Here is a 25,801-nt window from a genome sequence, read left to right on the forward strand (position 1 = left end):
TGCACGCCCCGTTGCGGGGCGTGCCGATCAACGGTGCTCAGGCGCCGTTCGGGCGCAGGGAGTAGGTTTTCAACTGCGCTGCGAAGTCGTGCAGGGCGTGAATGCCACTGGCTTCCGCCTCGTGCACCCAGTCTTTCATGGCGGCCAGCATGTCGTGACCATTGGCGCTGGTACGGGCCCAGATCTGCTGCAAGGCCAAGCGTTTCTCATAGATGGTCTTGAGTGCCTGGCTCTGCTCAAGCAGGGACTCGATGCGCACATGGTGACGCTCTTCGAGCAGGCTGGGTTCCCGCGACAGCAGGCGTTTGGCCCGGCGGAAGCGATGGCGTACCGAGGCGTCGACCTTGGCCAGTTCCTGTTTGACCAACGGGCCGATCACCAGCTTGCGGTATTGGGCCATGATCTGGAAACGGTTGTTGAGGATGGCCATGGTGGTGTCCATGTCCAGGTTGGCCTTGCCTTCGACGCGATGCGCGATAGGCGCCACCCGCTGTACTTTGGCCAGGCGCAGCAGGCACAACAGGCGTATCCAGGCCCAGCCGGCATCGAACTCCCAGCGCTTGACCGACAGCTTGGCCGAATTGGGGTAGGTGTGGTGGTTGTTGTGCAGTTCTTCGCCACCGATGACGATGCCCCATGGCACCAGGTTGGTAGCAGCGTCGCGGCACTCGAAGTTGCGGTAGCCCACCGCATGGCCCAAGCCGTTGACCACACCCGCTGCCCAGAACGGAATCCACATCATCTGCACCGCCCAGATGGTAATGCCGATAGTGCCGAACAGCAGCAGGTCGAGCACCGCCATCAGGGCGATACCGCCATGTTTGTAGCGTGAGTAGAGATTGCGCTCGATCCAGTCATCCGGGCAGTTTTTGCCGTAGATGCGCAGGGTTTCGGGGTTGAGTGCTTCTTCCCTGTAGAGTTCGGCGCCTTTGCGCAGCACCGTGCCCAGGCCTTTGTGCACTGGGCTGTGCGGGTCGTCCGGGGTTTCGCACTTGGCGTGGTGCTTGCGGTGCACTGCTGTCCACTCGCGGGTGTTCTGCGCCGTGGTCAGCCACAGCCAGAAGCGGAAAAAGTGCTTGAGCGCGCCATTGAGCTCCAGGGCACGGTGGGCGGAGTAGCGGTGCAGATAAATGGTGACGCTGATGATGGTCACGTGAGTCATCAGCAGGGTAACGCCAACCAGTTGCCAGGCCGACAAGTCGAGCAGACCGTAATACCACATAGGTGTCAAAACCCTCGAAGACACAGGGGAAGGCTCTGATTATCCCTTGGCAGGGAAATAAAACCAGTCACCCTTGCAGATAGGACGTCACGGCATGTTTCTGCCTCTATAATGCCCCATCATTTTTCATGGACTTTTGTTGCCGACATGTCTGTTTCCGTTCGCGACGCCTTGCGCATGGCCGCGCTGTATCTGGTGCTCTCGATCCTCTGGCTGGTGCTGTCAGAGGTGGTTTTGCGCAGCATGTCTGAAGACCCTCTGGCCTTGGCCGTGGGGCGGCAGATCAATGTTGTTCTATGGGTGCTGGCCAGCGCGGGGCTGATTTTCTTTACCCGTGCCCGTCTGCTCAATTTCATCGGTGTCGGCGCACGTCTTCGCAGCGAAGACCGCGCCCGCCTGCGTATGGCCGCAGCCGTGTTCGACAGTACCCTGGAGGGCGTGCTGGTCACTGACCGCCAGGGGCTGATCGTGCACGTCAACCGTGCCTTCATGCGGATCACGGGTTACCAGCAGGACGAAGTGCTCGGCCAGCGCCCGAGCAAGTTCAAGTCGGGCCGGCACGGCGTGCCGTTCTATCAGCAGATTTATGCCACCCTGGCAGAGAAGGGCGAGTGGAGCGGGGAGATATGGAACCGGCGCAAGAGCGGTGAAATCTACCCGCAATGGCAGACAATCCGCGCCATACACGATGATGGCGGTGAGATGACCCATTATGTCGCGGTTTTCAGCGACATCAGCGCGATCAAGCATACCGAGCAGGAACTGGCCTACCTGGCCCATCACGACCCCCTTACCGGCTTGCCCAACCGTCTGCTGTTCAACGACCGGGCCGAGCAGGCACTGGCTTCGGCACAGGCCAACAAGCGTGGATGTGCTTTGTTGCTGCTTGACCTTGACCACTTTCAGAGCATCAACGACGGCTTGGGCCACACCATCGGTGATCAGCTGCTCAAGCTGGTAGGCGAGCGTCTGGCCGAGGTGGTGGGCAATGGCGTGACCTTGGCGCGCCTGGGCGGTGACGAGTTTGGTGTGCTGGCAGAGAACTGCCAGCAGGTCGGCCAGGCCGGCAAACTGGCACAGGCGCTCATCGAACGCATGCGTGAACCGTTCGAGTTCGACGGGCATCGGCTGTTCATCAGCGTCAGCGTTGGCATCAGCCTGTTCCCCAGCGATGCGTTGAGCGCCGAACAGCTACTGCGCAACGCCGACTCGGCGCTGTTCAAGGCCAAGCACAATGGCCGCGCCTGTTACGCGCTGTACACCGAAGAGCTGACAGCACACGCCCAGCACCGGGTGGAAACGGCAGGCGAGCTGCGCCGTGCGCTGGCGCAAGACGAACTGCGGGTGTTCTACCAGCCGGTGTTCGACCTGTTCACCTCGAAGATGGTCGGGGTGGAGGCACTGGTGCGTTGGCAGCACCCGCAACGTGGCTTGGTGCCGCCAAGCGAATTCATCCCTATCGCCGAGCGTACCGGGCTGATTGCCGACATCGATGCCTGGGTGCTGCGCGAGGCGTGCCGGCAGATGGTCAGTTGGCAGGCTGACGGGCGCCTGCTCGAGTTCGTTGCGGTCAACATCTCCAGCCGGTTGTTCGGCCAGCGTGAGCTGTACCGGCAAGTGGCCGGGGTGTTGCACGAAACCGGTCTGGATCCGTCGCTGCTGGAGGTGGAGGTGACCGAGAGTGCAGTCATGGAAGACCCCGAAGTCGCGCTGGAGCAGTTGCACCGGCTGCGTGAGCTGGGCTTGAACCTGGCAATCGATGACTTTGGCACCGGCTACTCGTCGTTGCTGCGGCTAAAGCGCCTGCCGGTGCAGAAGCTGAAGATCGACCAGGGCTTCGTCGCCGGCTTGCCGATGGATGACGACGACGTCGCGATCGTGCGGGTGATCATCGCCCTGGCCCGGAGCATGGGCATGCAGGTGCACGCCGAAGGCATCGAGCAGCCGGAGCAGGCCAGGTTCCTGCTGGAGCAGCAGTGCCAGCTGGGGCAGGGCTACTGGTTCGGGCGGCCCGTGCCGGCTGAGGGTTTGCGTTGGAACTGAGTAGGGCCGCTTCGCGCCCCATCGCCGGTTTGCCGGCGATGGGCCAGTGAAACGAATGCCGATTATTCGGAAGCCGCAGTCCCGAGAAACTTGCGCAAGAACTGCCGCGTCCGCTCTTCCTTGGGATTGGCAAACAGCGCCTTGGCCTCGCCCTGCTCTACGATCACCCCCTTGTCGAAGAAGATCACCCGGTTAGCCACATCACGCGCAAAGCTCATCTCATGGGTGACGATGATCATGGTGCGCTTTTCTTCCGCCAGGCCGCGGATGGTCGCCAGCACCTCGCCGACCAGCTCAGGGTCGAGCGCCGAGGTGGGTTCATCGAACAGAATCACCTCAGGTTCCATGGCCAGCGCCCGGGCGATGGCAACGCGCTGTTGCTGTCCGCCCGAAAGGCGTTTGGGGTAGGCGTCTTCCTTGCCTGCCAGCCCGACCTTGGCCAGCAGCTTGCGGCCCAGCTCGATGGCTTGGGCGCGGGGCGTCTTCTTGACGATCACCGGCCCTTCGATGACGTTTTCCAGCGCTGTGCGATGAGGGAACAGGTTGAAGCTCTGGAACACGAAGCCGGCCTGCTGGCGCAAGCGGCGAATGGCACTTTGCTGATTGCCAAGCGGGCGGTTGGCATCGATGCTGATGGCACCGATCTGAATGCGCCCGGCGTCTGGCGTTTCCAGCAGGTTGAGGCACCGCAGGAAGGTGGTCTTGCCCGAGCCGCTGGGGCCGATGATGGCCACCACTTCGCCCGGTTGCACGGTCAGGTCGATGCCGTTGAGCACGGTCTGGCCTTTGAACTGCTTGGTCAGGCCTTCTACTACGATCATCTTCAGTGCTCCTGGTCGTGCTGGTTGACCCGCGCTTCCATGCGGTTCTGGAAGTGCGCGAGGATGCTGCAGAGGACCCAGTAGACCACCGCAACGGCCAGGTACATGGTGAATACTTCGAAAGTGCGCGCAGTGATCAGCTGCGCCTGGCGGAACAGCTCGGGCACCTGGATGGTCGCCGCCAAGGCGGTGTCCTTGACCAGCGAGATGAAGCTGTTACCCAGCGGTGGCAATGCCGTGCGCAGTGCTTGCGGCAGGATCGCCCGGCGCATGGCCTGGGTGCGGGTCATGCCGATGCTGGCGGCTGCTTCCCACTGGCCACGGTCGATCGAGGAGATCGCCGCACGCAGGATTTCGCAGATGTACGCTGCCATGTTCAGCGACAGGCCAATCAGCGAGGCCGGGATCGGGTCGAGTTCGATGCCGATCTGCGGCATGCCGAAGTAGATCACGAACAGCTGCACCAGCAGCGGCGTGCCCCGGAAGAACGACACATAGATGCGTGCCAGCCAGTCCAGCGGCAGGATCTTCGACAGGCGCATCAGTGCCAGGGCAAAACCCAGTACCAGGCCGAAGAACATGCCGCCGACACTCAGCAGCACTGTATAACCCGCGCCCTTGAGCAGGAAGGGCGCGGAATCGACAACGAGTTGCAGGCTTTCAGCGATCATTTGGTGACATCGGCACCGAAGTATTTCTCGGACAGCTTGGCCAGGGTGCCATCGGCCTTGAGCTTGTCGATGGCCTTGTTGATGGCCGCCAGCAGCTCCGGCTCACCCTTGCGCAGGGCCACGCCGCTTTCCAGGCGCGAGAAGGCGTCGCCGGCAAGCTCGGTGTCCTTGGCTTTTTGCGCGTATTCCAGGGCGGCCAGGCGGTCGATCAGGATGGCGTCGATACGGCCGTTGCGCAGGTCGGCGAACTTGCTTGGGTCATCTTCGTAGGTGCGCACTTCAGCGTTCGGAACGTCCTGCTTCACCCACTGTTCGTAATTGGTGCCCAGGCCCACGCCGACCTTCTTGCCGGCCAGGTCCTGCGCGGTCTTGATGTTCAACTGCTCGGCTTTCTTCTTCAGGATCAGCGCCTGGATGCCGGAGACGGTGTAGGGCTCGGAGAAGTCGTACTTCTTCTTGCGCTCCTCGGAGATGGTCACTTGGTTGACCACCACGTCCAGGCGCTTGGATTCCAGCGCTGCAAGGATGCCATCCCATTTAGTTGGCTGGATCTTGGCCTTGACGCCCAGCTCCTTGGCCAGCAGTTCTGAAAACTCGACCTCGAAGCCGGCGAGCTTGCCGTTTTCATCCTGGAAGCTGAACGGCGGGTAGGTGCCCTCGAGGCCGACGTTGATCACGCCTTTTTCCTGGATGGTTTTCAGTTGCTCGCCGGCGAATGCCTGGCTGAACAGACCGGTGCCCAGCAGGATGGCCAGGCTGGCATTGAGAAGCGGTTTGGCGAATTTCGACATGTCAGGCCCCGCGCTTGTTGTGGAAGTGGTGGGTGGCGACTATAGGGTTGGCTTCATAGGCCAGGAAATAATAAAAACTTATTTTGTTATTTCCTTTTTGATCTGTGCCGGGTTTTGGCTGCTTTGAGGGTAGGCGACGATGCCGGGTCCGTCATCGCGGCTTATGCCCGACTTAGCGCAGGATGGAATAAAGCGTTGTTTTTTCCAAGGGGCTGATTTGCCGTAAAGTGGATTGCAAACTATCTGATTGGCCCTGGCAGGAGATCACCGTGAGCGAACAACCTTCATCCGCGCATTGGCAGTTGCACAATATTGTCAGCGGCCTGCGCAGCGCCCGTGAGCAGTGGCGCAGCCGCAATGGCCGCAGCATTGGCGAGCAGGGCGGGCGCGAATTGCCCTCGCGCGAGGCCATTCGCCAGGTCCTCGAGCAGTTGTGCGGTGCGCTGTTCCCGATGCGTTTGGGCCCGGTCGACCTGCGCGAAGAGAGCGAGGACTTCTACGTTGGCCACACCCTCGACGCCGCGCTGACCGCGTTGCTGGCCCAGGCACGTCTGGAACTGCGCTATGCCGCGCGCCAGAGCAATGCCGACCTGGCCGCCGTCGATGCCCAGGCACTGCGCCTGATCCAGGATTTTGCCGCCGCCCTGCCAGGCCTGCGCGTGCTGCTCGACACCGATGTGCTCGCCGCCTACCACGGTGACCCGGCAGCGCGCAGCGTCGACGAAGTGCTGCTGTGCTATCCGGGCATACTCGCCATCATCCATCACCGACTGGCCCACCATTTGTACCAGGCCGGTTTGCCATTGTTGGCGCGCATCTGTTCGGAGCTGGCGCATTCGGCCACGGGTATCGATATCCACCCGGGCGCGCAGATCGGCCCGAGCTTCTTCATCGACCACGGTACCGGTGTGGTGATCGGCGAGACTGCGATCATCGGTGAGCGTGTGCGCATCTACCAGGCGGTGACCCTTGGCGCCAAGCGCTTCCCGAGCGATGAGTCGGGTACGTTGCACAAAGGCCTGGCCCGCCACCCGATCGTCGAGGACGATGTTGTGATCTATGCGGGGGCGACCATCCTGGGAAGGATCACCATTGGTAAAGGTTCGACCATTGGCGGCAATGTGTGGCTGACCCGGAGTGTGCCGGCCGAAAGCAACATTACCCAGGCCAATCTACAGTTGGATTGCCAGGGCAAGAATTGACCTGAATGCTTCACTGCCTGTACCGGCCCTATCGCCGGTGCAGGAATGTGCCGATCAGCAGCCCGGGTCGCATCGAATCCCGATCCATGTTTAACTTGAACGCTTGTTCAACGAAAAAACGCTGGTCCGCTGCCGGTGTTCAACAGGAGGATTCCTTTGCTGAACCCGTTCATTCCGAACCTCACGTCAATCGACGAGGTGCATGCCCCATGAGTGCACCGACCCCTTCCAACAGCCAGATCCGCATGAACCCTCCGGTGTTCTATTTTGCGGCAAGCTTCATCCTCATCTTCGGCCTGGTGGTCATCGCCCAACCGCAAGCAGCGGGCGACTGGCTCTTGGCAGCGCAGAACTGGGCGGCCAACACGGTCGGCTGGTACTACATGCTGGCCATGACCCTGTACCTGGTCTTCGTGGTGGTCACCGCCTTGTCCGGCTACGGCAAGATCAAGCTCGGTGCCGACCACGACGAACCCGAGTTCAGCTACCTGTCGTGGGCCGGCATGTTGTTCGCCGCCGGTATCAGCATCACGCTGTTCTTCTTCTGCGTTTCCGAACCCCTGACCCACATGCTCCAGCCCCCCCAGGGTGAGGCGGGCACGGCGGAGGCCGGGCGCCAGGCGATGCAGATACTGTTCCTGCACTGGGGCCTGCATGGCTGGGGCGTGTTTGCCTTCGTCGGCATGGCGCTGGCCTACTTCGCCTACCGCCACAACCTGCCGCTGGCTTTGCGTTCGGCGCTGTACCCGCTGATCGGCAAGCGTATCAACGGGCCGATCGGTTACGCGGTAGACGGTTTCGGCATCATCGCCACGGTGTTCGGCCTGGGCGCCGACATGGGCTTCGGGGTGCTGCACCTCAATGCCGGCCTCGACTACCTGTTCGGCATCAGCCATAGCCAATGGGTGCAGATCGCGCTCATCGTCCTGATGATGGGCGCTGCGGTGGCCGTAGCGGTCGCGGGGGTGGAGAAAGGTGTGCGGGTGATGAGCGACATCAACCTGTTCCTGGCCTGTGCCCTGCTGCTGTTCGTGCTGTTCGCCGGGCCCACCCAGCACCTGTTCAATACCCTGATCCAGAACCTTGGCGATTACCTCGGCGCCCTGCCACGCAAGAGCTTCGACGTTTACGCCTACGGCGAAAACCGCGACTGGCTGGGCGGCTGGACGGTGTTCTACTGGGCCTGGTGGATTGCCTGGGCGCCTTTCGTGGGGCTGTTCATCGCCCGTATCTCGCGTGGCCGCACCATCCGTGAATTCGTCTTCGGTGTGCTGCTGATCCCGCTGGGCTTCACCCTGGCGTGGATGTCGATCTTCGGCAACAGCGCGCTGGACCAGGTGCTGAACCACGGCATGACCGCGCTCGGCCAGTCGGCCATCGATAACCCGTCGATGAGCCTGTACCTGCTGCTGGAGACCTACCCGTGGAGCAAGACCGTCATCGCGGTGACGGTGTTCATCAGCTTCGTGTTCTTCGTCACATCGGCGGACTCGGGCACGGTGGTGCTGTCGACCTTGTCCGCCAAGGATGGCGGTGCTGATGAAGACGGCCCGAACTGGTTGCGGATCTTCTGGGGCGCGATGACCGCGCTGATCACCAGCAGCCTGCTGTTCGCCGGCAGCATCGATTCGCTCAAATCGGCGGTGGTGCTGACCTCGCTGCCGTTCTCGTTGATCCTGCTGTGCATGATGTGGGGCCTGCATAAGGCGTTCTACCTTGAGTCGCAGCGCCAGATCGCCCAGTTGCATTCGCTGGCACCGTTCGCGCAGTCCCGCCGTGGCCGTGGTGGTTGGCGCCAGCGCCTGAGCCAGGCGGTGCACTTCCCGTCACGCGATGAGGTGTACCGCTTCATGGACGACGTGGTGCGCCCGGCGATTGCCGATGTGCGCGAGGTGTTCGAGCAGAAAGGCCTGGTACTGGTGACCCAGGATGACCCTAGCCACGACAACGTCAGCCTGAAGGTCGGCCATGGTGAAGAGCAGCCGTTCATCTATCAGGTGCAGATGCGCGGGTATTTCACACCGTCGTTCGCGCTGGGTGGGTTGGGGACGCAGGATTTGAAGAACCGCCGTTATTACCGGGCGGAGGTGCACCTTAGCGAGGGCAGCCAGAACTACGACCTGGTGGGCTACAGCAAGGAGCAGATCATCAACGACATCCTCGACCAGTACGAGCGGCATATGCAGTTCTTGCATCTGGTCAGGTAGATCGCTGGGGCCGCTTTGCGGCCCTTTCGCGACACAAGGCCGCTCCTACAGGCCTGTAGGAGCGGCTTTGTGTCGCGAAAGGAGGCCAAAGGCCTCCCAAGGTTCTTTCAGAACGGCGCATCCCCCAGGATGGTCGCCCGATGCATCACCCGCCGGTTCGGCCGGTAATCATCCACCGCAAAATGCTGAGTGACGCGGTTGTCCCAGAACGCCACGTCGTTCTCCTGCCAACGCCAGCGGATGCTGAACTCCGGCCGCGTCGCATGGGCGAACAGCAGCTTGAGCAGCGCCTCGCTCTCCAACTCGCTCAGCTCATTGATCCGCGTGGTGAACCCTTCATTGACGAACAACGCCTTGCGGCCGCTCACCGGGTGCGTACGAACAACCGGGTGTGACAGCGGCGGGTTGTTGCGCCGGGTCGCTTCCCAGCGCGCCAGGTCCTCAGGCGTAGTGCCAAAGCGCTCGAGCGGGAACGACTTGGTGAAATCGTGCGTTGCAGTCAGGCCATCAAGCATCTCGCGCAGCGGGGCCGACAGGGCTTGGAAGGCGGCAATGCCGCTGGCCCACAAGGTATCGCCGCCATAGGCCGGCAACTGCTTGGCACTGAGCACCGCACCCAGTGCCGGGGTCGGCAGGAAGGTTACGTCGGTGTGCCACACGGCATTATCGCGTACGTCGGTGACCGCAGTGTCGAGTATCAGCACCTGCGGGGTTTGCGGTACGTTGGGGTAGATCGGGTGGATGTGCAGGTCGCCGAAGCGCGCGGCAAAGCGCGCTTGCTGCTCGGGTGTGATCGGCTGGTCCCGGAAGAACAACACCTGGTGTTGGAGCAGTGCCTGCTCGATGGCGTCGCGCTGCTCGACGTTAATCTCGCGGCCGATGTCCACGCCGCTGATCTGGGCGCCGAGGGCCGGGCTGAGGGGGGTAACGGTCAGGCTCATGTCTTTTCTCACTCCAGGCGCCGGGTAGCCGGCGTGGTCAGTCCGCAATCGGTCAGTGGCTTTGCCCATGCCAGGGCACCAGCTTGCGCTGCAGGGCGCGCAGGCCCATCTCCAGGGCGAAGGCGATCAGGGCGATCAGCAGGATGCCCAGCACCACCACGTCGGTCACCAGAAACTGCGCCGCCGACTGCACCATGAAGCCCAGGCCGCTGGTGGCAGCGATCAGCTCGGCGGCTACAAGGGTCGACCAGCCCACACCCAGGCCGATACGGATGCCGGTGAGTATGTCGGGCAGGGCGCTGGGCACGATCACATGGCGGATCAGTTGCACCTTGGTCGCCCCCAGCGATTGCGCAGCGCGCAATCTGGCCGGGTCGACGGTGCGCACGCCGGTGGCCGTAGCGATGGCGATCGGGGCGAAGATTGCCAGGTAGATCAGCAGTACCTTGGACAACTCGCCGATACCGCACCAGATGACGATCAGTGGCAGGTAGGCCAGTGGCGGTATGGGGCGGTAGAACTCGATCAGTGGGTCGAGGATGCCGCGGGCCACACGGTTGTAGCCGATGGCGATACCAGCCGGGATGGCGGTCAGGGTCGCGGCAACCAGCGCCAGGCCGATGCGGCCCAGGCTCGCGCCCAGGTGTTGCCACAGGCTGGCGTCCATGTAGCCTTGGGTGAGCAAGCTCCAGGCTTTGGCCAGGATGTCGCCGGGCGCTGGCAGGAACAGTGGCTCGATCCAGCCGGCGGCGGTCACCAGCCACCAGACCAGCAGCAGGCTGGCCAGGGTTAGCGTGCTGATCCAGCGGGTGGAAAGCTGGCGGCGCGCTTTATCAACGGGCCGGGCTTGGCTGTCGCGCTTGCTGGCGACCGGCAGATCAAGGCTGCTCATGCGTGCTCCTGCAGGCTTTGGCGTTGAGAGAAAACCCGCGCCAGCACATGCTCGCGGGTTTCAATGAAGCGTGGGTCAGACTTGATGGCCCGGGCCGATTCGCCAGCGGCATAACGTTGGCCGAAGTCCAGCTGCAGGCGCTCGACCACGCGGCCTGGGTCTGGGGCCAACAGCACCAGTTCGGTTGCAAGGAATACGGCTTCTTCAATGTCGTGAGTGATCAGGAACACCGGTTTGGCGGTGCGCTGCCAGACCTGCAGCAACAGTTCCTGCATCTGCTCGCGGGTGAACGCATCGAGGGCGCCGAACGGCTCGTCCATCAGCAGTACCCTTGGGTCGGCCGCCAGCGCGCGGGCCAGGCCCACACGCTGCTTCTGGCCACCGGACAGTTGCCAGATGCGCCGCTCGCCAAAGCCATCCAGATCGACCAGTGCCAGCATTTCCCGTGCCTTGGCCTCTCGCTTGCCGCGGGCTACACCAGCCAGCTCCAAACCGAAGGCGACGTTGCCCAGCACGTTCTGCCACGGCAGCAGAGCATCGTCCTGAAACACCACGCCGCGTTCGGCGCCGGGGCCTTGCACCGGCACGCCGTCAAGGGTGATGCGCCCGCCGCTGGGGGCGACAAAGCCCGCGATCAGGTTGAGCAGCGATGTCTTGCCGCTGCCGGAGGGGCCCAGTGCTACCAGCAGCTGGCCTGGGCCCAGGCTGAGGTTGATGTCGGCCAGCACAGGGGTGCTGGCGCCGGGGTACTGTGCGCTGATGCGCTCCAGTTCTAGCAAGGCCATGACGGGCTCCGGATCAATTGGGCAAGAACTTGGCGCTGACGTAGGCCGAATAGTCCGGCAACACGGCGTCGACCTTGCCTTGCTGCTTGAGGAAGGTGGCGGTGTCGGTCAGCGCTTGAGTGGTCGGTGCGCCCAGGGCGTTGGCCTGGTCGGCGGCCAGCGGGTAGACGTTGCCTTGCAACAGAGCAGGAATATCACTGGCCTTGGCACCGGACAGCTTCACCAGCTTGGCCACGTTGTCCTTGTTGGCAAGCCAGGCCTGCGGGTCTTTGCGGTAGTCGGCGTAGGCGTCGAGGGTGACCTTGGCGAAGGCTTTGACCACCTCGGGGTGCTTGTCGGCGAAGTCCTTGCGCACGATCCAGGCATCGAAGGTCGGTGCGCCTTTCTCGGCCAGTTCCCCGGAGGTGATCAGCACCTTGCCGTTTTCCTTGGCCACGCCCAGGGCCGGGTCCCAGACGTAAGTGGCGTCGATGTCGCCGCGCTTCCAGGCAGCGATGATCGCCGGTGGGGCGAGGTTGAGGATCTGCACCTTGGACGGGTCGATGTTCCAGCTCTTCAGTGCGGCCAGCAGGCTGTAGTGGCCGGTGGAAACAAAGGGCACGGCGACTTTCTTGCCGATCAGGTCTTGTGGGGTCTTGATGCTGTCGCGGGCCACCAGCGCTTCGCCGGCGCCGATCTGGGTGGCGATCAGGAAGGTTTCCACCGGCAGCTTGCGGGTGGCGGCAGCGGCCAGCGGGCTTGAGCCCAGGTAGCCGATCTGCACGTCGCCGCTGGCCACTGCAGTGATCACATCAGCGCCGTTATCGAACTTGCGCCAGTCGATGCTGGCCTTGCTGGCTTTTTCGTAGTCGCCATCGACCTGGGCCACCTTGGCCGGGTCGACGGTGGTCTGGTAGGCGACGGTCAGGTCGGCGGCCTGGGCGAACCAGCTGGTTCCGGCGAGGGTCAGGGCGGCGAGCAAGCGCAGTGGCGTGTGCGGGATCATGGTCGAACCTCTTGTCAGGCAATCGGTGTGCTGAATGGCAAGAAGGCTAGATGATCTAAGAAATAGAAAATAAATAACTTTTTGGAATTAGCATAGGAGCCATTCGCTTTAAGCTGAAGGGCTTGATCAGGCTTCTGGGCGAAGACCAAGTGAAATGGTCGGTCTTTTTCCGCTTAACAGGGCGATTGGAAATAAGGATATGAGCAAACGTTTGCAAATAACCTAAAGCTATTACAAGCGTCTGCCGATACAGCTTTTGGCAGTAAAGGTTTCAACCATATGCCTTAAAAATCTTACAAATTCATAAAACGGTCATTTTGGATTTATAGGATTGTCATTATCCTGTAGCGCAGGTGGCGTCTTAGACCAAAGTCGTGAAATGTTCAGTAACGATTGACTTGCTGGTCACTCTTTGGGACTAAATCGCCAGTCCACGGTGAGCAGGGCATCAGATCCCGCCGCCAGAGATACACAAAAATTAGAACGTAGAGGAGCAAAACATGTACAAGTCCAGCCTGGCTCTGGCCGTGGCACTGGGGGTTCTCGCCCAACAAGCAGGCGCTGCCGGTTTCGTTGAAGACAGCAAATTGTCTTTGAGCTCGCGCACCATGTATTTCAACGATGACAACCGTGATGGCGGTACCGACCAGGAAGAAAGTGGTCAGGGTTTCAAGCTCGACTACCTGTCTGGTTTCACCCAGGGTGTCGTAGGCTTTGGTGTTGATGTACAAGCGCTGTGGGGTATTCACCTTGATGGTGGCCGTGGCAGCCGTCCAGATGCCAACAACAGCTTCTTCCCAAGCGATTCCGATGGTTCTGCAGTCCACGATTGGGCTCGTATTGGCGGTAATGCCAAGGCTCGCTTCTCGAAGACCGAGGCCCATTTCGGTAGCGCGCTGGCGCCGAATCTGCCAATCCTGGTTGCCAACGATGGCCGTCTGCTGCCGCAAACTTTTGAAGGCGGTACCATTCAGTCGAAGGAAATCGACAACCTGACCATCAACGCAGGTCAGCTGACTCACGCCATGGGTCGTGCTTCGAGCAACCGCACGGGCTTGTCTGTTGCCGGCTCTGCGGTTGACAGCAACAAGTTCTACTACGGCGGTCTGGACTACAAGCTCACTCCAGATCTGACCCTGCAGTACTACTACTCGAACCTGAAGGACTTCTACAAACAGCACTTCCTGGGTGCAACCCACGTCTTTAAACTTTCGGACGATTCCTCGTTCAAGACTGACCTTCGCTACTTCGACAGCAGCAGCGACGGGAAGAACGGCGATGGTGGTGAGTACTTCTTCAACAACAACGGCGGTTACGCTAAAAATGCTGGCGAGATCGACAACAAGACCTGGTCGGCCATGTTCACCTACACCCTGGGTGGCCATGCGTTGATGGTTGGCCATCAGCAGGTCAGCGATGACGGTGGCTTCGTCTGGCTGAACCAAGGTAACGTCGAGGATGGTAATGGCAACCTGGAAGGCGCTGGTGGTGCCAGCTTCTACCTGTTCACCGACAGCATGATCAACCAGTTCGCCCGCGCTGGTACCAACACTACGTTCGGCCAGTACAGCTATGATTTCGCCCGTGTTGGCGTCCCTGGCCTGAAGGCGTCGGTCTCCTACCTGCGTGGTACCGATATCCGTAACCAATCTGGTAGCGGTACTTACCACGAATGGGAACGCGACGCTCGTGTCGACTACGTGATTCAAGAAGGCACCTTGAAAGGTCTGGGTGCAAGCCTGCGTCACGGTATTTACCGCGGCGAAGGCGAGGCTCCTGTCGATAAGGACCAGACCCGCTTCATCGTGAACTACACTTACAACTTCATGTAAAACGTAGTTGTGAAAAAGAGCCTCGCCTAGCGCGAGGCTTTTTTGTGCTCGTCATTTTGTATTCCTTATGGTTATAAATAAATCGTTATTTATTCTTTTTGTTTTTATCGAAATGCAGGCACATTGAACCTCACAAGGCCAGCCCATAGCCCAGGAGCCACACCCCATGAGCCTCAAACTCGGCGACATCGCCCCCGACTTCGAACAAGATTCCAGCGAAGGTACGATCCGCTTCCACGAGTGGCTCGGTAACAGCTGGGGTGTGCTGTTCTCTCACCCGGCCGACTTCACCCCGGTGTGCACCACCGAGCTGGGCCTGACCGCCAAGCTCAAGGACGACTTCGCCAAACGTGGGGTCAAGGCCATCGCCCTGTCCGTAGACCCGGTCGACTCGCACCACAAGTGGATCGAGGACATCAACGAGACCCAGAACACCGTGGTCAACTTCCCGATCATCGCCGACGCCGACCGCAAGGTTTCCGACCTGTACGACCTGATCCACCCGAACGCCAGCGACACCCTGACCGTGCGCTCGCTGTTCGTCATCGACCCGAACAAGAAGGTGCGCCTGACCATTACCTATCCAGCCAGTACCGGGCGCAACTTCAACGAAATACTGCGGGTGATCGACTCGCTGCAGCTCACCGACAACCACAAGGTGGCCACCCCAGGTAACTGGCAGGATGGCGACGAAGTGGTGATCGTGCCTTCGCTGAAGGATGAGGACGAGATCAAGCAGCGCTTCCCGAAAGGCTACCGGGCTGTAAAACCCTATCTGCGGCTGACCCCGCAACCCAATCGCTGAAGCATTCTCGTTGCATTGCTCTTAGCCATAGCAGGGATATTCGGGCCGTTTCGACGGCCCTTTTTTATGCCTGCACAAACCGCTTCAGGCGTGGGGCTGCTGCGCAGCCCATCGCGACACAAGGCGCGGCTCCTCGTAGGAGCGGCCTTGTGTCGCGAAAGGGCCGCAAAGCGGCCCCAATATCAAAGAATCACCAAAGTACTTTATGGAATAAACAAATAAAAAAATATGATTTCTAGGAATATACCAAGGCTGCTAATGTCAGCCCTCAGGTGCAACACTTCCAGCGCTGGAGCATCTGAACCGGCACAACGGCTTTATCGCGTCATCCACCTTACTCGCCCGTCAACGAGGCAAGCAGGTGCAACCCGAACCTACTCGCACAGGAGAGCGCCATGCGCACAGTCTTCTTGCGTCGTGGTCTGGTCGCCCTGTTTGCGGCGGCTGTGTCCTTCGGCGTCATTACCCAAGCCCAGGCTGAAAGCCTGCGTATCGGCTATCAGAAATACGGCACCCTGGTGCTGCTCAAAGCCAAGGGCACGCTGGAAAAGCGCCTGGCCGATCAGGGCATCCAGGTGCAATGGACCGAATTCCCAGGTGGCCCGCAGCTTCTCGAAGGCTTGAATGTCGGCTCCATCGACTTTGGCGTAACTGGTGAAACGCCGCCGGTATTCGCTCAGGCCGCCGGTGCCGATCTGCTCTATGTGGCCTACGAACCGCCTGCGCCGCACAGTGAAGCGATCCTTGTACCGAAGGGTTCGCCGATCCAGTCGGTGAAGGAACTCAAAGGCAAGAAAGTTGCGCTCAACAAAGGTTCGAACGTGCACTACCTGCTGGTCCGCGCCCTGGAAGAGGCCGGCCTCAAGTACAGCGATATACAGCCCGTCTACCTGCCGCCGGCCGATGCCCGCGCCGCGTTCGAGCGTGGCAGCGTCGATGCCTGGGTGATCTGGGACCCGTACCAGGCCGCCGCCGAACAGCAGCTGCAGGCACGCACCCTGCGTGACGGCAAAGACCTGGTCGACAACCACCAGTTCTACCTGGCTACCCGCAACTACGCGACCCAGCATCCGGCTGTGATCAACGCCCTCATCGAAGAAGTACGCGCCGTGGGCAAATGGTCACAGGCCAACCCGCAGGAGGTGACCGACCAGGTCGCTGCGCTGCTCGGGCTGCCCGCCGACATCACCCTGACTTCGGTCAAGCGCCAAGGCTACGGTGCCGCGCCGCTGACCCCCGAGGTGGTGGCCGCACAACAGAAAATCGCCGACACCTTCCAGGCGCTGAAGCTGATTCCCAAGCCGCTGAGCATCAAGGACGTGATCTGGACGCCCCCGACCAAGGTCGCCAGCGCGCCTTGATTGATTCGCCTGTGCCGGGGCGCCGCTGTGGCCCTCGCCATCTTTAAGGAGACAACTCCAATGAGCCTTAACATTTTCTGGTTCCTCCCCACCCACGGTGACGGCAAGTACCTGGGCACATCCGAGGGTGCCCGTGCGGTCGATCACGGTTACCTGCAACAGATTGCCCAGGCCGCCGACCGTCTCGGCTTTGGTGGTGTGCTGATCCCTACCGGGCGTTCCTGCGAGGATTCCTGGTTGGTGGCAGCATCGCTGATCCCGGTGACCCAGCATTTGAAATTCCTGGTTGCCCTGCGTCCAGGCATCATTTCGCCGACGGTCGCGGCGCGCCAGGCGGCAACCCTGGACCGCCTGTCCAACGGCCGGGCGCTGTTCAACCTGGTCACCGGTGGCGACCCCGACGAGCTGGCCGGTGATGGCCTGCACCTGAACCACCAGGAGCGCTACGAAGCCTCGGTCGAGTTCACGCGTATCTGGCGCAAGGTGCTGGAGGGCGAGAACGTCGACTACCAAGGCAAGCACATCCAGGTGAAGGGCGCCAAGCTGCTCTATCCGCCCATTCAGCAACCACGCCCGCCTCTGTATTTCGGTGGCTCGTCCGAAGCCGCCCAGGATCTTGCTGCCGAGCAGGTCGAGCTGTACCTGACCTGGGGCGAGCCGCCAGCCGCTGTTGCCGAGAAAATCGCTCAGGTGCGGGAGAAGGCTGCCGCGCAGGGCCGCGAAGTACGCTTTGGTATCCGTCTGCATGTGATCGTGCGGGAAACCAACGACGAAGCCTGGGCCGCGGCAGACCGCCTGATTTCGCACCTGGACGACGACACCATCGCCCGTGCCCAGGCTTCGCTGGCGCGCTTCGACTCGGTGGGTCAGCAGCGCATGGCCGCATTGCATGGCGGCAACCGTGACAACCTCGAAGTCAGCCCCAACCTGTGGGCCGGTGTCGGCCTGGTACGCGGTGGCGCCGGTACCGCGTTGGTCGGTGATGGCCCGACTGTCGCGGCACGGGTCAAGGAGTACGCCGAACTGGGGATAGATACCTTCATCCTCTCAGGTTATCCACACCTGGAAGAGTCCTACCGCGTTGCCGAGCTGCTGTTCCCGCACCTGGACGTGCAGCGCCCGGAGCAACCGCAGACAGGTGGCTACGTGAGCCCGTTCGGCGAGATGGTGGCCAACGACATCCTGCCCAAGTCCGTGTCGCAGAGCTGAGGGCGCAGCCATGAGTCGTGCAACGTCCTCCACCCTGACCCAGCGCCTGGCGCCGTGGGCGCTGCCGGTACTGCTGTTGGCTGTCTGGCAGCTGGCGGTCAGTGCTGGCTGGTTGTCGACGCGCATCCTGCCTGCACCAAGCGCCGTAGTCAGCGCCGGTGTCGAGCTGGTACGCAGCGGTGAAATCTGGACGCACCTGGCCATCAGCGGCTGGCGTGCCGGCCTGGGCTTTCTGATCGGTGGCAGCATAGGGCTGGTGCTGGGCTTCATCACCGGCCTGTCGAACTGGGGCGAACGCCTGCTCGACAGCTCGGTGCAGATGATCCGCAACGTGCCGCATCTGGCGCTGATCCCGCTGGTGATCCTGTGGTTCGGTATCGACGAGTCGGCAAAGATCTTCCTGGTCGCGCTGGGCACGCTGTTCCCGATCTACCTGAACACCTACCACGGTATCCGCAACGTCGACCCGGCGCTGGTGGAAATGGCCCGCAGCTATGGCCTGTCCGGCTTCGGCCTGTTCCGCCAGGTGATCCTGCCGGGCGCGTTGCCCTCGATCCTGGTCGGTGTGCGCTTTGCCCTCGGCTTCATGTGGCTGACCCTTATCGTTGCCGAAACCATTTCGGCCAACGCCGGTATCGGTTACCTGGCAATGAATGCCCGTGAATTCCTGCAGACCGACGTGGTGGTCCTGGCCATCGTCCTGTATGCCGTGCTCGGCAAGCTCGCCGACCTCGCCGCCCGCGGCCTGGAACGTGTCTGGTTGCGCTGGCACCCGGCCTACCAAGTCGCCAGGAAGGAGGGCGCATGACCATTCTCAAGGAACAACCGCCGCGCTTGTTGCGGGGTATCCCGCTGGCCGCCAATGGCCTGCGCAAGACCTTTGGCCAGCGTGAAGTGTTGCGTGGTATCGACCTGCACATTCCGGCCGGCCAGTTCGTTGCCATCGTCGGGCGCAGCGGCTGTGGCAAGAGCACCTTGCTGCGCCTGCTGGCCGGGCTCGACCAGCCCGGCGCCGGTGAGCTTCTGGCCGGTGCCGCACCGCTGGCCGAGGCCCGCGAAGATACCCGCCTGATGTTCCAGGACGCTCGCCTGCTGCCTTGGAAAAAGGTGATCGACAACGTCGGCCTGGGCCTGTCCGGCCACTGGCGCCCCCGTGCGCTGGAAGCACTGGAGGCGGTTGGCCTGGCTGACCGCGCCAATGAATGGCCGGCAGCGCTCTCGGGTGGTCAGAAGCAGCGCGTGGCGTTGGCCCGGGCGCTGATTCATCAGCCACGCCTGCTGCTGCTGGACGAGCCGCTGGGTGCGCTGGATGCCCTGACCCGTATCGAGATGCAGCAACTGATCGAACGCCTGTGGCGTCAGCACGGCTTCACCGTGCTGCTGGTCACCCATGACGTCAACGAAGCCGTTGCCGTGGCCGACCGGGTGATCCTTATCGAGGACGGGGCAGTCGGCCTGGACCTCAATGTCGATCTGGCACGGCCAAGGGTGCGTGGTTCGCACCGTCTGGCCGCGCTGGAAAGCGAAGTGCTCAACCGTGTTCTGTCGGCCCCGGGCACTGCGCCCGAGCCGGACCCTGTAGCCCCTTTGCCCACGCAACTGCGTTGGGCGCACTGAATGACTCACTTACCAGACTGAAGCCATAGAGAAGGAAGCACATCATGACTATCAAAGCCATCAACGTCCGCAACCAGTTCAAAGGCACCGTGAAAGAAATCCTCGAAGGCCCGGTATTGTCGGAAATCGATGTGCAGACCGCTTCCGGCATCGTCACCTCGGTGATCACCACCCGCTCTGTGAAGGAGCTGGAACTGCAGGTGGGCAGTGAAGTGATCGCTTTTGTGAAATCGACTGAAGTGTCCATCGCCAAGCTGTGATGTGGGCATTTGGGGCTGCTTTGCAGCCCTTTCGCGACACAAGGCCGCTCCTATAGGGGAACGCGATTTCCTGTAGGAGCGGCCTTGTGTCGCGAAAGGGCCGCAGGGCGGCCCCAGCAAGATCAGCGTTTGGCAAGAAACGGCGGCAGGTACAAGCCCAGGTACGCCTCGAACACCCGCTTGCCTTCCTCGGCCATGCGCGGGGTGATCGCCTCGTGCAACTGTACCGAGCGCGCATACACCCGGTCGCTCAACTCCATGGCCAGTGCAAACACATCCACGTCCGCTGGCATTACCGGCAACCGGAAATGCTGGTCGAACAGTTTGTGCATCAACTCACCCAGCTCCATGTCGTGCTGCCGGTCCGCCTGCACCACTTCGCTCAGGCCATGCTGGGCCAGGATCAACTGACGCGCTGCAGCATCCTCGTTGTAGATGTCGAGCATGCGCTGTTCGATCAACCGTGAAAGCTCATGCCAGGTGCCGAGCGCACTGCTGTCTATCGGTGCGCTCAACGCCTCGCGAAATGCCCGGTGCACATCGGCCGTCAGCGCTTCGAGCAGTGCCGGCACGCTGGCAAAGAAGTGATACACCGACGAGGGTGGAATCTGCGCCCGTTCGGCCACGCTGTAGATCGACAATGCTGCCACCCCTTGCTCGGCTAACAGCTCGCGCGCCGCCGCCAGGATCGCCTCGATCCTGGCCTGGCTGCTGGCGCGCGGCTTGCGCGGGGTGGTGCTGCGGGTCATCAGTTGCTGATCGCCAGGATGCTGGCCTGGTAGGCGCCGACGAACTGGTCGAAGTCACCGACTTCCTGCTGCTCGAGGCGTGACTGCTCGGCCAGCGAATTGCGGGCGAGGGTCTCGTAGGCTTGCTGGCGCTCTGTGGGCAGCGGTTGCTCACGGAACGTTTGCGCGTGCAGGCGGCTCTGGCGCAGCGAGAACTGGATGAAGCTTTCCTCATGCTCGCTCATGCGCGCGAGCACCTGGGCCGATGGCGTCAGCGAAGCGTCGTCGACTTTGGCCTGCTGTGCGGCCAGGGCTTTGGCATGTTCGTCGCCGCCTTGAGCGTGATCGAGCAGCTCAGCCAGCTGGCCGATGCGCCCAAGCAAGTCGCTGGCCCAGGCTTTCAGCTCGATCGGTTGGCCCTCACGGCGCAGCTCAAGGCCTGGGCGACGGCCTTCCTTGACCACACTCAGGAAGTTGTCGGTGCACTGGCCGCATTCGCCATTGTCCAGCAGCGGGCTGTCTTCCAGGGCACAGAACAACAGAAACGCATCGAGGAAGCGCGCCTCGGTCAGGTCGATGCCTACCGGCAGGAACGGGTTGATGTCCAGGCAGCGCACTTCGACATACTGCACGCCGCGTGAGGTCAGGGCCTGGATCGGCCGCTCGCCGGTGTAGGTGACACGCTTGGGGCGGATGTTCGAGTAGTACTCGTTCTCGATCTGCAGGACGTTGGTGTTCAACTGCACCCATTCGCCGTCGACGTGCGTGCCGATCTCGACGTAGGGCGGGTAGGGCGTGCCCACCGCCTTGCGCAGGCTGTCGGTATAGCTGGCTAGGTTGTTGTAGCAGGGGGTGAGGCCGGCCTGGGCGTTGCTCTGGTAGCCCAGGTCGCTCATGCGCAAGCTGGTAGCGTAGGGCAGGTACAGGGTTTCGGCGTCCAGCTCTTCGAGCTGGTGCGGGCGGCCACGCAGGAAGCCTTTGTCCAGGGCTGGCGAGGCACCGAACAGGTACATCAGCAGCCAGCTGTAACGGCGGAAATTGCGGATCAGCGCAATGTACGCCGCCGACTGGTAGTCGCGGTCGTTCAGGTCGTTGCCTTCGGCGGCGCGCAGCAGCGGCCACAGCGCTTCAGGCAACGAGAAGTTGTAGTGGATGCCGGCGATGCACTGCATGGTGCGGCCGTAGCGCAGGGCCAGGCCCTTGCGGTAGACGTGCTTGAGCTTGCCGATGTTCGAGGTCCCGTACTCGGCGATCGGGATGTCCTCCTCGGCCGGCAGTGTGCACGGCATCGACGGGCTCCACAGCAATTCGTCGCCAAGCTTGCTGTAGACGAAGCGGTGGGTTTGCTCGAGGCTTTCCAGCACTTGGGCCGGGTCGGGCAGGGCCGGGGTGATGAACTCCAGCAGCGACTCGGAATAATCGGTGGTGATCTGCTCGTTGGTCAGCGCCGAACCCAGGTTTTCCGGATGCGGGGTCTGAGCCAGGCGACCTTCGTCGGTGACGCGCAGGCATTCGCGCTCAATACCGTGCAGGCACTGCTTGAGCAGGGGGAGATTGGCGCCGAGCAGGCTCAGGCGGCGGTTGAGGAGGTCGCTCAAGATGGTTTCCTTCACGCATCAGTCGCCCCAATATGGGGGTAGAGTTGACGGTCTACAAGGGTAGGAGGAAAGGAACTGGCGTTGTCGCCTGGTTTACGCGGTTACGGCAGTGCCAGCGCACTGCCGCAAAATACCGCAGATACCGTTTGGTGAGCTAGAGAACCGCGAAGGTTCCCTGCGCTTTGGCGACCAGTTTGTCGCCTTGGACTACGTCGGCGTCGACCACCAGGGTACGGCGCCCGGCGTGCAGCACCCGCGCCGTGCACAGGACCTCGCCGTCACCGACCGCACGCATGTAGTTGATCTTGCATTCGATGGTCACGCTTTGCTGGTCGAAACCATGGCTGGCCGAGCAGGCCAGGCCCATGGCGATGTCCACCAGGCTGAAGATGGCCCCGCCGTGCAGCTTCTGGCCGCGGTTGCGCAGGTGCGGCTCAAGCGCCAGTGCCACCTCTGCAACGCCCGTGTCCAGGCGTTGCAGGCGGCAGCCCAGTAGCTGGCTGTAGGCGCTTTCAACGAGCTCTTTGGGGATCTCCATCACTTCTTTTTCAACTGCTTGGCGTTGGCAAAGAGCGCAGCCATGGCGTTGTTCGCCGGGGCGGCGCTAGCGGTTTCGCGCTGGCGTGGTGCCTGCTGCGGGCGGTTGCCGCCATTGCCACGGTTGCCACCACGGTTGCCTTCGACTTTTTCGCCCGGGGTATCGCTCATGCGCATGGACAGGCCGACACGCTTGCGCGGGATGTCCACTTCCATGACCTTGACCTTGACCACGTCGCCGGCCTTGACCGCTTCGCGCGGGTCCTTGACGAACTTCTCGGACAGCGCCGAGATGTGCACCAGGCCGTCCTGGTGCACGCCGATGTCGACGAACGCGCCGAAGTTGGTGACGTTGGTGACCACGCCTTCGAGAATCATGCCGGGCTCCAGGTCCTTGAGGTCTTCGACGCCGTCCTGGAAGGTGGCGGTCTTGAACTCGGGGCGCGGGTCACGGCCGGGTTTGTCCAGTTCCTGGAGGATGTCGGTGACGGTGGGCAGGCCGAAGGTTTCGTCGGTGAACTGCTTGGGGTCCAGGCGCTTGAGGAAGCCGCTGTCGCCGATGAGCGAGCGGATGTCACGGCCGGTGTCGGCGGCGATGCGTTTCACCAGCGGGTAGGCCTCGGGGTGCACGGCGGAGGCATCCAGCGGGTTGTCGCCGTTCATTACGCGCAGGAAGCCTGCGGCCTGCTCGAAGGTTTTCTCACCCAGACGGCTGACCTTCTTGAGTGCGGCACGGGTGGCGAACGGGCCATTGGCGTCGCGGTGCGCGACGATGTTCTGCGCCAGGGTGGCGTTGAGGCCGGAGATGCGGGTCAGCAGCGCGACCGAAGCGGTGTTGACGTCCACGCCCACGGCGTTCACACAGTCCTCGACCACAGCGTCCAGGCCGCGGGCCAGCTTCACCTGGGACACATCGTGCTGGTACTGGCCGACACCGATGGATTTGGGGTCGATCTTCACCAGTTCGGCCAGCGGGTCCTGCAGGCGGCGGGCAATCGACACGGCGCCACGGATCGACACGTCCAGGTCAGGAAATTCACGGGCAGCCAGCTCCGATGCCGAGTACACCGACGCACCGGCTTCGGAGACCATGATCTTGGTGATCTTCAGCGCCGGGTATTTTTTAACCAGCTCGGCGATCAGCTTGTCGCTCTCGCGGCTGGCGGTGCCGTTGCCAATGGCGATCAGCTCCACCGAGTGTTTGGCGCACAGTGCGGCCAGTACCGATATCGTGCGGTCCCAGTCGTTGCGCGGTGCGTGCGGATAGACCGTGGCGGTGTCCAGCAGCTTGCCGGTGGCATCGACCACCGCGACCTTGCAGCCGGTACGCAGGCCCGGGTCGAAGCCCAGGGTAGCGCGCGGGCCGGCCGGGGCGGCCAGCAGCAGGTCGTGCAGGTTATGGGCGAAGACGTTGATCGCCTCGCTTTCGGCATTGTCGCGCAACTCACCGAACAGGTCGGTTTCCAGGTGGGTGTACAGCTTGACCTTCCAGGTCCAGCGCACTACCTCGCCCAGCCACTTGTCAGCCGGCCGGTTGCGGTTTTCCACGCCGAAGTGGCTGCCAATCATCATTTCGCACGGGTGCAGGGTGCCCGGCAGCTCTTCGCCAACCTTCAGCGACGCGCTCAGCACGCCTTCGTTGCGGCCGCGGAAAATGGCCAGTGCGCGGTGCGACGGGCAAGTGCGCAGCAGTTCGTCATGGGCGAAATAATCGCGGAACTTGGCGCCTTCCTCTTCCTTGCCAGCCACCACACGGGCGCTGAGCACCGCTTCCTGCTTGAGGAAGTTGCGCAGCTTGTCGAGCAGGGCAGCGTCTTCGGCGAAACGCTCCATGAGGATGTACTTGGCGCCCTCGAGGGCGGCCTTGACGTCGGCGACACCTTTGTCGGCATCGACGAAGCGCGCGGCTTCGCTTTCCGGCGCCAGTTGCGGGTCGTTGAACAGGCCGTCGGCCAGCTCGCCCAGGCCGGCTTCCAGGGCGATCTGGCCCTTGGTGCGGCGCTTTTGCTTGTACGGCAGGTAAAGGTCTTCGAGGCGGGTCTTGGTGTCGGCCAGCTTGATCTCGCGGGCCAGCTCAGGGGTCAGCTTGCCCTGTTCCTCGATGCTGGACAGGATGCTCGCACGGCGCTCGTCCAGCTCGCGCAGGTAGCGCAGGCGCTCTTCCAGGTGGCGCAACTGGGTGTCGTCCAGGCTACCAGTCACTTCCTTGCGGTAACGGGCGATGAAGGGCACGGTAGAGCCTTCGTCCAACAGGCCCACGGCCGCCTCGACCTGCTGAGGGCGTACGCCCAGTTCCTCGGCGATACGGCTGTTGATGCTGTCCATGTAAACCACCTGACAATTGTGAATACGGGGGCTGCGAGGCGCTTGTTCCGCCCGGCGGCACTGGAGAAAGCCGCGCATTATACCCATCGCAGACGGCTTGCGGTGATGGCGCCAGGCCAGTTGCGGAGGCCGGGAAGTGGCGCCGGGGGAAAAATCTGCTAACAATGCTCACGGCACGCGTGGCAATGGCTACGCCATAATGCGCGGCGATCTCAGAGGAGTTATTCATGACCGGCACCGCAAACAACGCTGAAGGTGACAAGATTCTCATCGTCGACGACGATCCGGGGCTCAGCAGCCTGCTGGAACGTTTCTTCACCAGCAAGGGCTACCGTGCCCGCGCGGTGCCCAACACCGAACAGATGGACCGCCTGCTGCAGCGCGAGGTATTCAACCTGGTGGTGCTCGACCTGATGCTGCCGGGCGAGGATGGCTTGTCCGCGTGCAAGCGCCTGCGCCAGTCGAACAACCAGATCCCGATCATCATGCTCACCGCCAAGGGTGACGAACTCAGCCGCATCAAGGGGCTTGAGCTGGGCGCTGACGATTACCTGGGCAAGCCGTTCAACCCGGACGAGCTGATGGCGCGGGTCAAGGCCGTGCTGCGCCGTCAGGCACCGACGGTACCGGGCGCCCCGGGCAGCGAGGACGAGTCGGTCACTTTCGGCGATTACGAGCTGTCGCTGGCCACCCGTGAACTCAAGCGTGGTGAAGAAGTGCACATGCTCACCACCGGTGAATTCGCCGTGCTCAAGGCCCTGGTCATGCACGCCCGTGAGCCGTTGACCCGCGACAAGCTGATGAACCTGGCCCGTGGCCGTGAGTGGGATGCCCTGGAGCGCTCTATCGACGTACAGATTTCGCGCCTGCGCCGCATGATCGAACCGGACCCTTCCAAACCGCGGTATATCCAGACTGTGTGGGGCGTAGGTTACGTCTTCGTACCGGACGGAAACGCTGGCAAATGAA

The 25,801-nt window shown here is 62.2% G+C and carries 23 protein-coding genes; 11 read left to right on the top strand and 12 right to left on the bottom strand.

From position 1 onward, the window contains the following. Positions 1–37: 37 nt before the first annotated feature. A complete protein-coding gene (desA, locus tag ACMGGN_RS23085) occupies positions 38–1,222 on the bottom strand; it encodes a delta-9 fatty acid desaturase DesA (protein WP_046788210.1) in 1,185 nt (394 codons plus the stop codon). 147 nt (positions 1,223–1,369) lie between these two features. Between desA and dibA the strand changes: the two genes are divergently transcribed. Next, entirely contained in the window at positions 1,370–3,265 is a 1,896-nt protein-coding gene (gene dibA, locus ACMGGN_RS23090) for a phosphodiesterase DibA (RefSeq protein ID WP_115273136.1), read from the top strand. 62 nt (positions 3,266–3,327) lie between these two features. Here dibA and tcyN read toward each other — a convergent pair whose 3' ends face one another. The 3 genes from tcyN to tcyJ are packed head-to-tail and all read right to left on the bottom strand — an operon-like array spanning position 3,328 to position 5,548. Beyond that, a complete protein-coding gene (gene tcyN / locus ACMGGN_RS23095; RefSeq protein WP_046788212.1) occupies positions 3,328–4,086 on the bottom strand; it encodes an L-cystine ABC transporter ATP-binding protein TcyN in 759 nt (252 codons plus the stop codon). Between the two features lie 2 nt (positions 4,087–4,088). After that, the gene (gene tcyL, locus ACMGGN_RS23100; protein WP_039603142.1) at positions 4,089–4,757 is read right to left on the bottom strand and encodes a cystine ABC transporter permease; all 669 of its coding nucleotides are present in this window, start codon (positions 4,755–4,757) and stop codon (positions 4,089–4,091) included. Then, positions 4,754–5,548 (bottom strand): cystine ABC transporter substrate-binding protein, encoded by a 795-nt coding sequence (gene tcyJ / locus ACMGGN_RS23105; protein ID WP_115273135.1) that lies wholly within the window; start codon positions 5,546–5,548, stop codon positions 4,754–4,756. The genes tcyL and tcyJ overlap by 4 nt, the downstream gene beginning before the upstream one ends. 269 nt (positions 5,549–5,817) lie before the next feature. Here tcyJ and epsC point away from each other — a divergent pair, with 269 nt between their 5' ends. Together epsC and betT are read left to right on the top strand one after the other, a co-directional pair. After that, the gene (gene epsC / locus ACMGGN_RS23110; RefSeq protein ID WP_046788213.1) at positions 5,818–6,750 is read left to right on the top strand and encodes a serine O-acetyltransferase EpsC; all 933 of its coding nucleotides are present in this window, start codon (positions 5,818–5,820) and stop codon (positions 6,748–6,750) included. Between the two features lie 245 nt (positions 6,751–6,995). Beyond that, entirely contained in the window at positions 6,996–8,957 is a 1,962-nt protein-coding gene (gene betT / locus ACMGGN_RS23115) for a choline BCCT transporter BetT (RefSeq protein ID WP_217433396.1), read from the top strand. A 107-nt stretch (positions 8,958–9,064) separates the two neighbouring features. Here betT and tauD read toward each other — a convergent pair whose 3' ends face one another. Genes tauD through tauA form a run of 4 tightly spaced genes read right to left on the bottom strand, consistent with a single transcriptional unit; the run spans position 9,065 to position 12,560 of the window. Further along, on the bottom strand, positions 9,065–9,898 hold the full coding sequence (gene tauD / locus ACMGGN_RS23120; protein ID WP_251962611.1) for a taurine dioxygenase: 834 nt from the start codon (positions 9,896–9,898) through the stop codon (positions 9,065–9,067). Positions 9,899–9,950: 52 nt separating this feature from the next. Then, on the bottom strand, positions 9,951–10,790 hold the full coding sequence (tauC, locus tag ACMGGN_RS23125) for a taurine ABC transporter permease TauC (RefSeq protein WP_125924696.1): 840 nt from the start codon (positions 10,788–10,790) through the stop codon (positions 9,951–9,953). Further along, the gene (tauB, locus tag ACMGGN_RS23130; RefSeq protein ID WP_251962612.1) at positions 10,787–11,575 is read right to left on the bottom strand and encodes a taurine ABC transporter ATP-binding subunit; all 789 of its coding nucleotides are present in this window, start codon (positions 11,573–11,575) and stop codon (positions 10,787–10,789) included. Before tauB ends, tauC begins: the two co-directional genes overlap by 4 nt. A 13-nt stretch (positions 11,576–11,588) precedes the next feature. Then, complete coding sequence (tauA, locus tag ACMGGN_RS23135) at positions 11,589–12,560, bottom strand: taurine ABC transporter substrate-binding protein (protein WP_119687945.1); 972 nt, start codon at positions 12,558–12,560, stop codon at positions 11,589–11,591. A 500-nt stretch (positions 12,561–13,060) separates the two neighbouring features. On the opposite strand from tauA, the gene ACMGGN_RS23140 reads away from it, so the two are divergent. From ACMGGN_RS23140 to ACMGGN_RS23170, 7 genes are all read left to right on the top strand, one after another. Beyond that, positions 13,061–14,392, top strand: coding sequence for an OprD family outer membrane porin (locus tag ACMGGN_RS23140; protein WP_012316734.1), 1,332 nt, complete (start codon positions 13,061–13,063; stop codon positions 14,390–14,392). Positions 14,393–14,558: 166 nt separating this feature from the next. Beyond that, positions 14,559–15,197 carry a peroxiredoxin gene (locus tag ACMGGN_RS23145; RefSeq protein ID WP_012316733.1) on the top strand — a complete coding sequence of 213 codons (639 nt, stop codon included), beginning with the start codon at positions 14,559–14,561 and terminating at the stop codon, positions 15,195–15,197. Between the two features lie 395 nt (positions 15,198–15,592). Further along, complete coding sequence (locus tag ACMGGN_RS23150) at positions 15,593–16,558, top strand: sulfonate ABC transporter substrate-binding protein (protein WP_237860288.1); 966 nt, start codon at positions 15,593–15,595, stop codon at positions 16,556–16,558. 60 nt (positions 16,559–16,618) lie between these two features. Continuing rightward, positions 16,619–17,767: an FMNH2-dependent alkanesulfonate monooxygenase gene (gene ssuD, locus ACMGGN_RS23155; RefSeq protein ID WP_046788219.1), complete on the top strand. Its 1,149-nt coding sequence runs from the start codon at positions 16,619–16,621 to the stop codon at positions 17,765–17,767. Positions 17,768–17,777: 10 nt separating this feature from the next. Beyond that, positions 17,778–18,575, top strand: a complete 798-nt coding sequence (gene ssuC / locus ACMGGN_RS23160; protein WP_012316729.1) for an aliphatic sulfonate ABC transporter permease SsuC — start codon at positions 17,778–17,780, stop codon at positions 18,573–18,575. Continuing rightward, complete coding sequence (gene ssuB / locus ACMGGN_RS23165; protein ID WP_125924691.1) at positions 18,572–19,384, top strand: aliphatic sulfonates ABC transporter ATP-binding protein; 813 nt, start codon at positions 18,572–18,574, stop codon at positions 19,382–19,384. The genes ssuC and ssuB overlap by 4 nt, the downstream gene beginning before the upstream one ends. A gap of 44 nt (positions 19,385–19,428) precedes the next feature. Next, complete coding sequence (locus ACMGGN_RS23170; protein WP_008095172.1) at positions 19,429–19,644, top strand: TOBE domain-containing protein; 216 nt, start codon at positions 19,429–19,431, stop codon at positions 19,642–19,644. Between the two features lie 122 nt (positions 19,645–19,766). Here the strand turns inward: ACMGGN_RS23170 and ACMGGN_RS23175 are convergent, their stop codons facing one another. From ACMGGN_RS23175 to ACMGGN_RS23190, 4 genes are all read right to left on the bottom strand, one after another. Next, the gene (locus ACMGGN_RS23175; protein WP_046788222.1) at positions 19,767–20,393 is read right to left on the bottom strand and encodes a TetR/AcrR family transcriptional regulator; all 627 of its coding nucleotides are present in this window, start codon (positions 20,391–20,393) and stop codon (positions 19,767–19,769) included. Further along, positions 20,393–21,970, bottom strand: a complete 1,578-nt coding sequence (gene gshA, locus ACMGGN_RS23180; protein ID WP_414156319.1) for a glutamate--cysteine ligase — start codon at positions 21,968–21,970, stop codon at positions 20,393–20,395. The genes ACMGGN_RS23175 and gshA overlap by 1 nt, the downstream gene beginning before the upstream one ends. A 154-nt stretch (positions 21,971–22,124) precedes the next feature. Next, a complete protein-coding gene (locus tag ACMGGN_RS23185; RefSeq protein ID WP_012316725.1) occupies positions 22,125–22,508 on the bottom strand; it encodes a PaaI family thioesterase in 384 nt (127 codons plus the stop codon). Next, positions 22,508–24,832: a Tex family protein gene (locus tag ACMGGN_RS23190; protein WP_119687938.1), complete on the bottom strand. Its 2,325-nt coding sequence runs from the start codon at positions 24,830–24,832 to the stop codon at positions 22,508–22,510. Before ACMGGN_RS23190 ends, ACMGGN_RS23185 begins: the two co-directional genes overlap by 1 nt. 227 nt (positions 24,833–25,059) lie before the next feature. Here ACMGGN_RS23190 and ompR point away from each other — a divergent pair, with 227 nt between their 5' ends. Next, positions 25,060–25,800, top strand: coding sequence for a two-component system response regulator OmpR (ompR, locus tag ACMGGN_RS23195; RefSeq protein ID WP_046788224.1), 741 nt, complete (start codon positions 25,060–25,062; stop codon positions 25,798–25,800). The last annotated feature ends 1 nt before the right edge of the window (position 25,801 follow it).

This window comes from Pseudomonas sp. BNK-30 (assembly GCF_047456185.1).
GTDB classification, from domain to species: Bacteria; Pseudomonadota; Gammaproteobacteria; order Pseudomonadales; family Pseudomonadaceae; genus Aquipseudomonas; species Aquipseudomonas putida_E.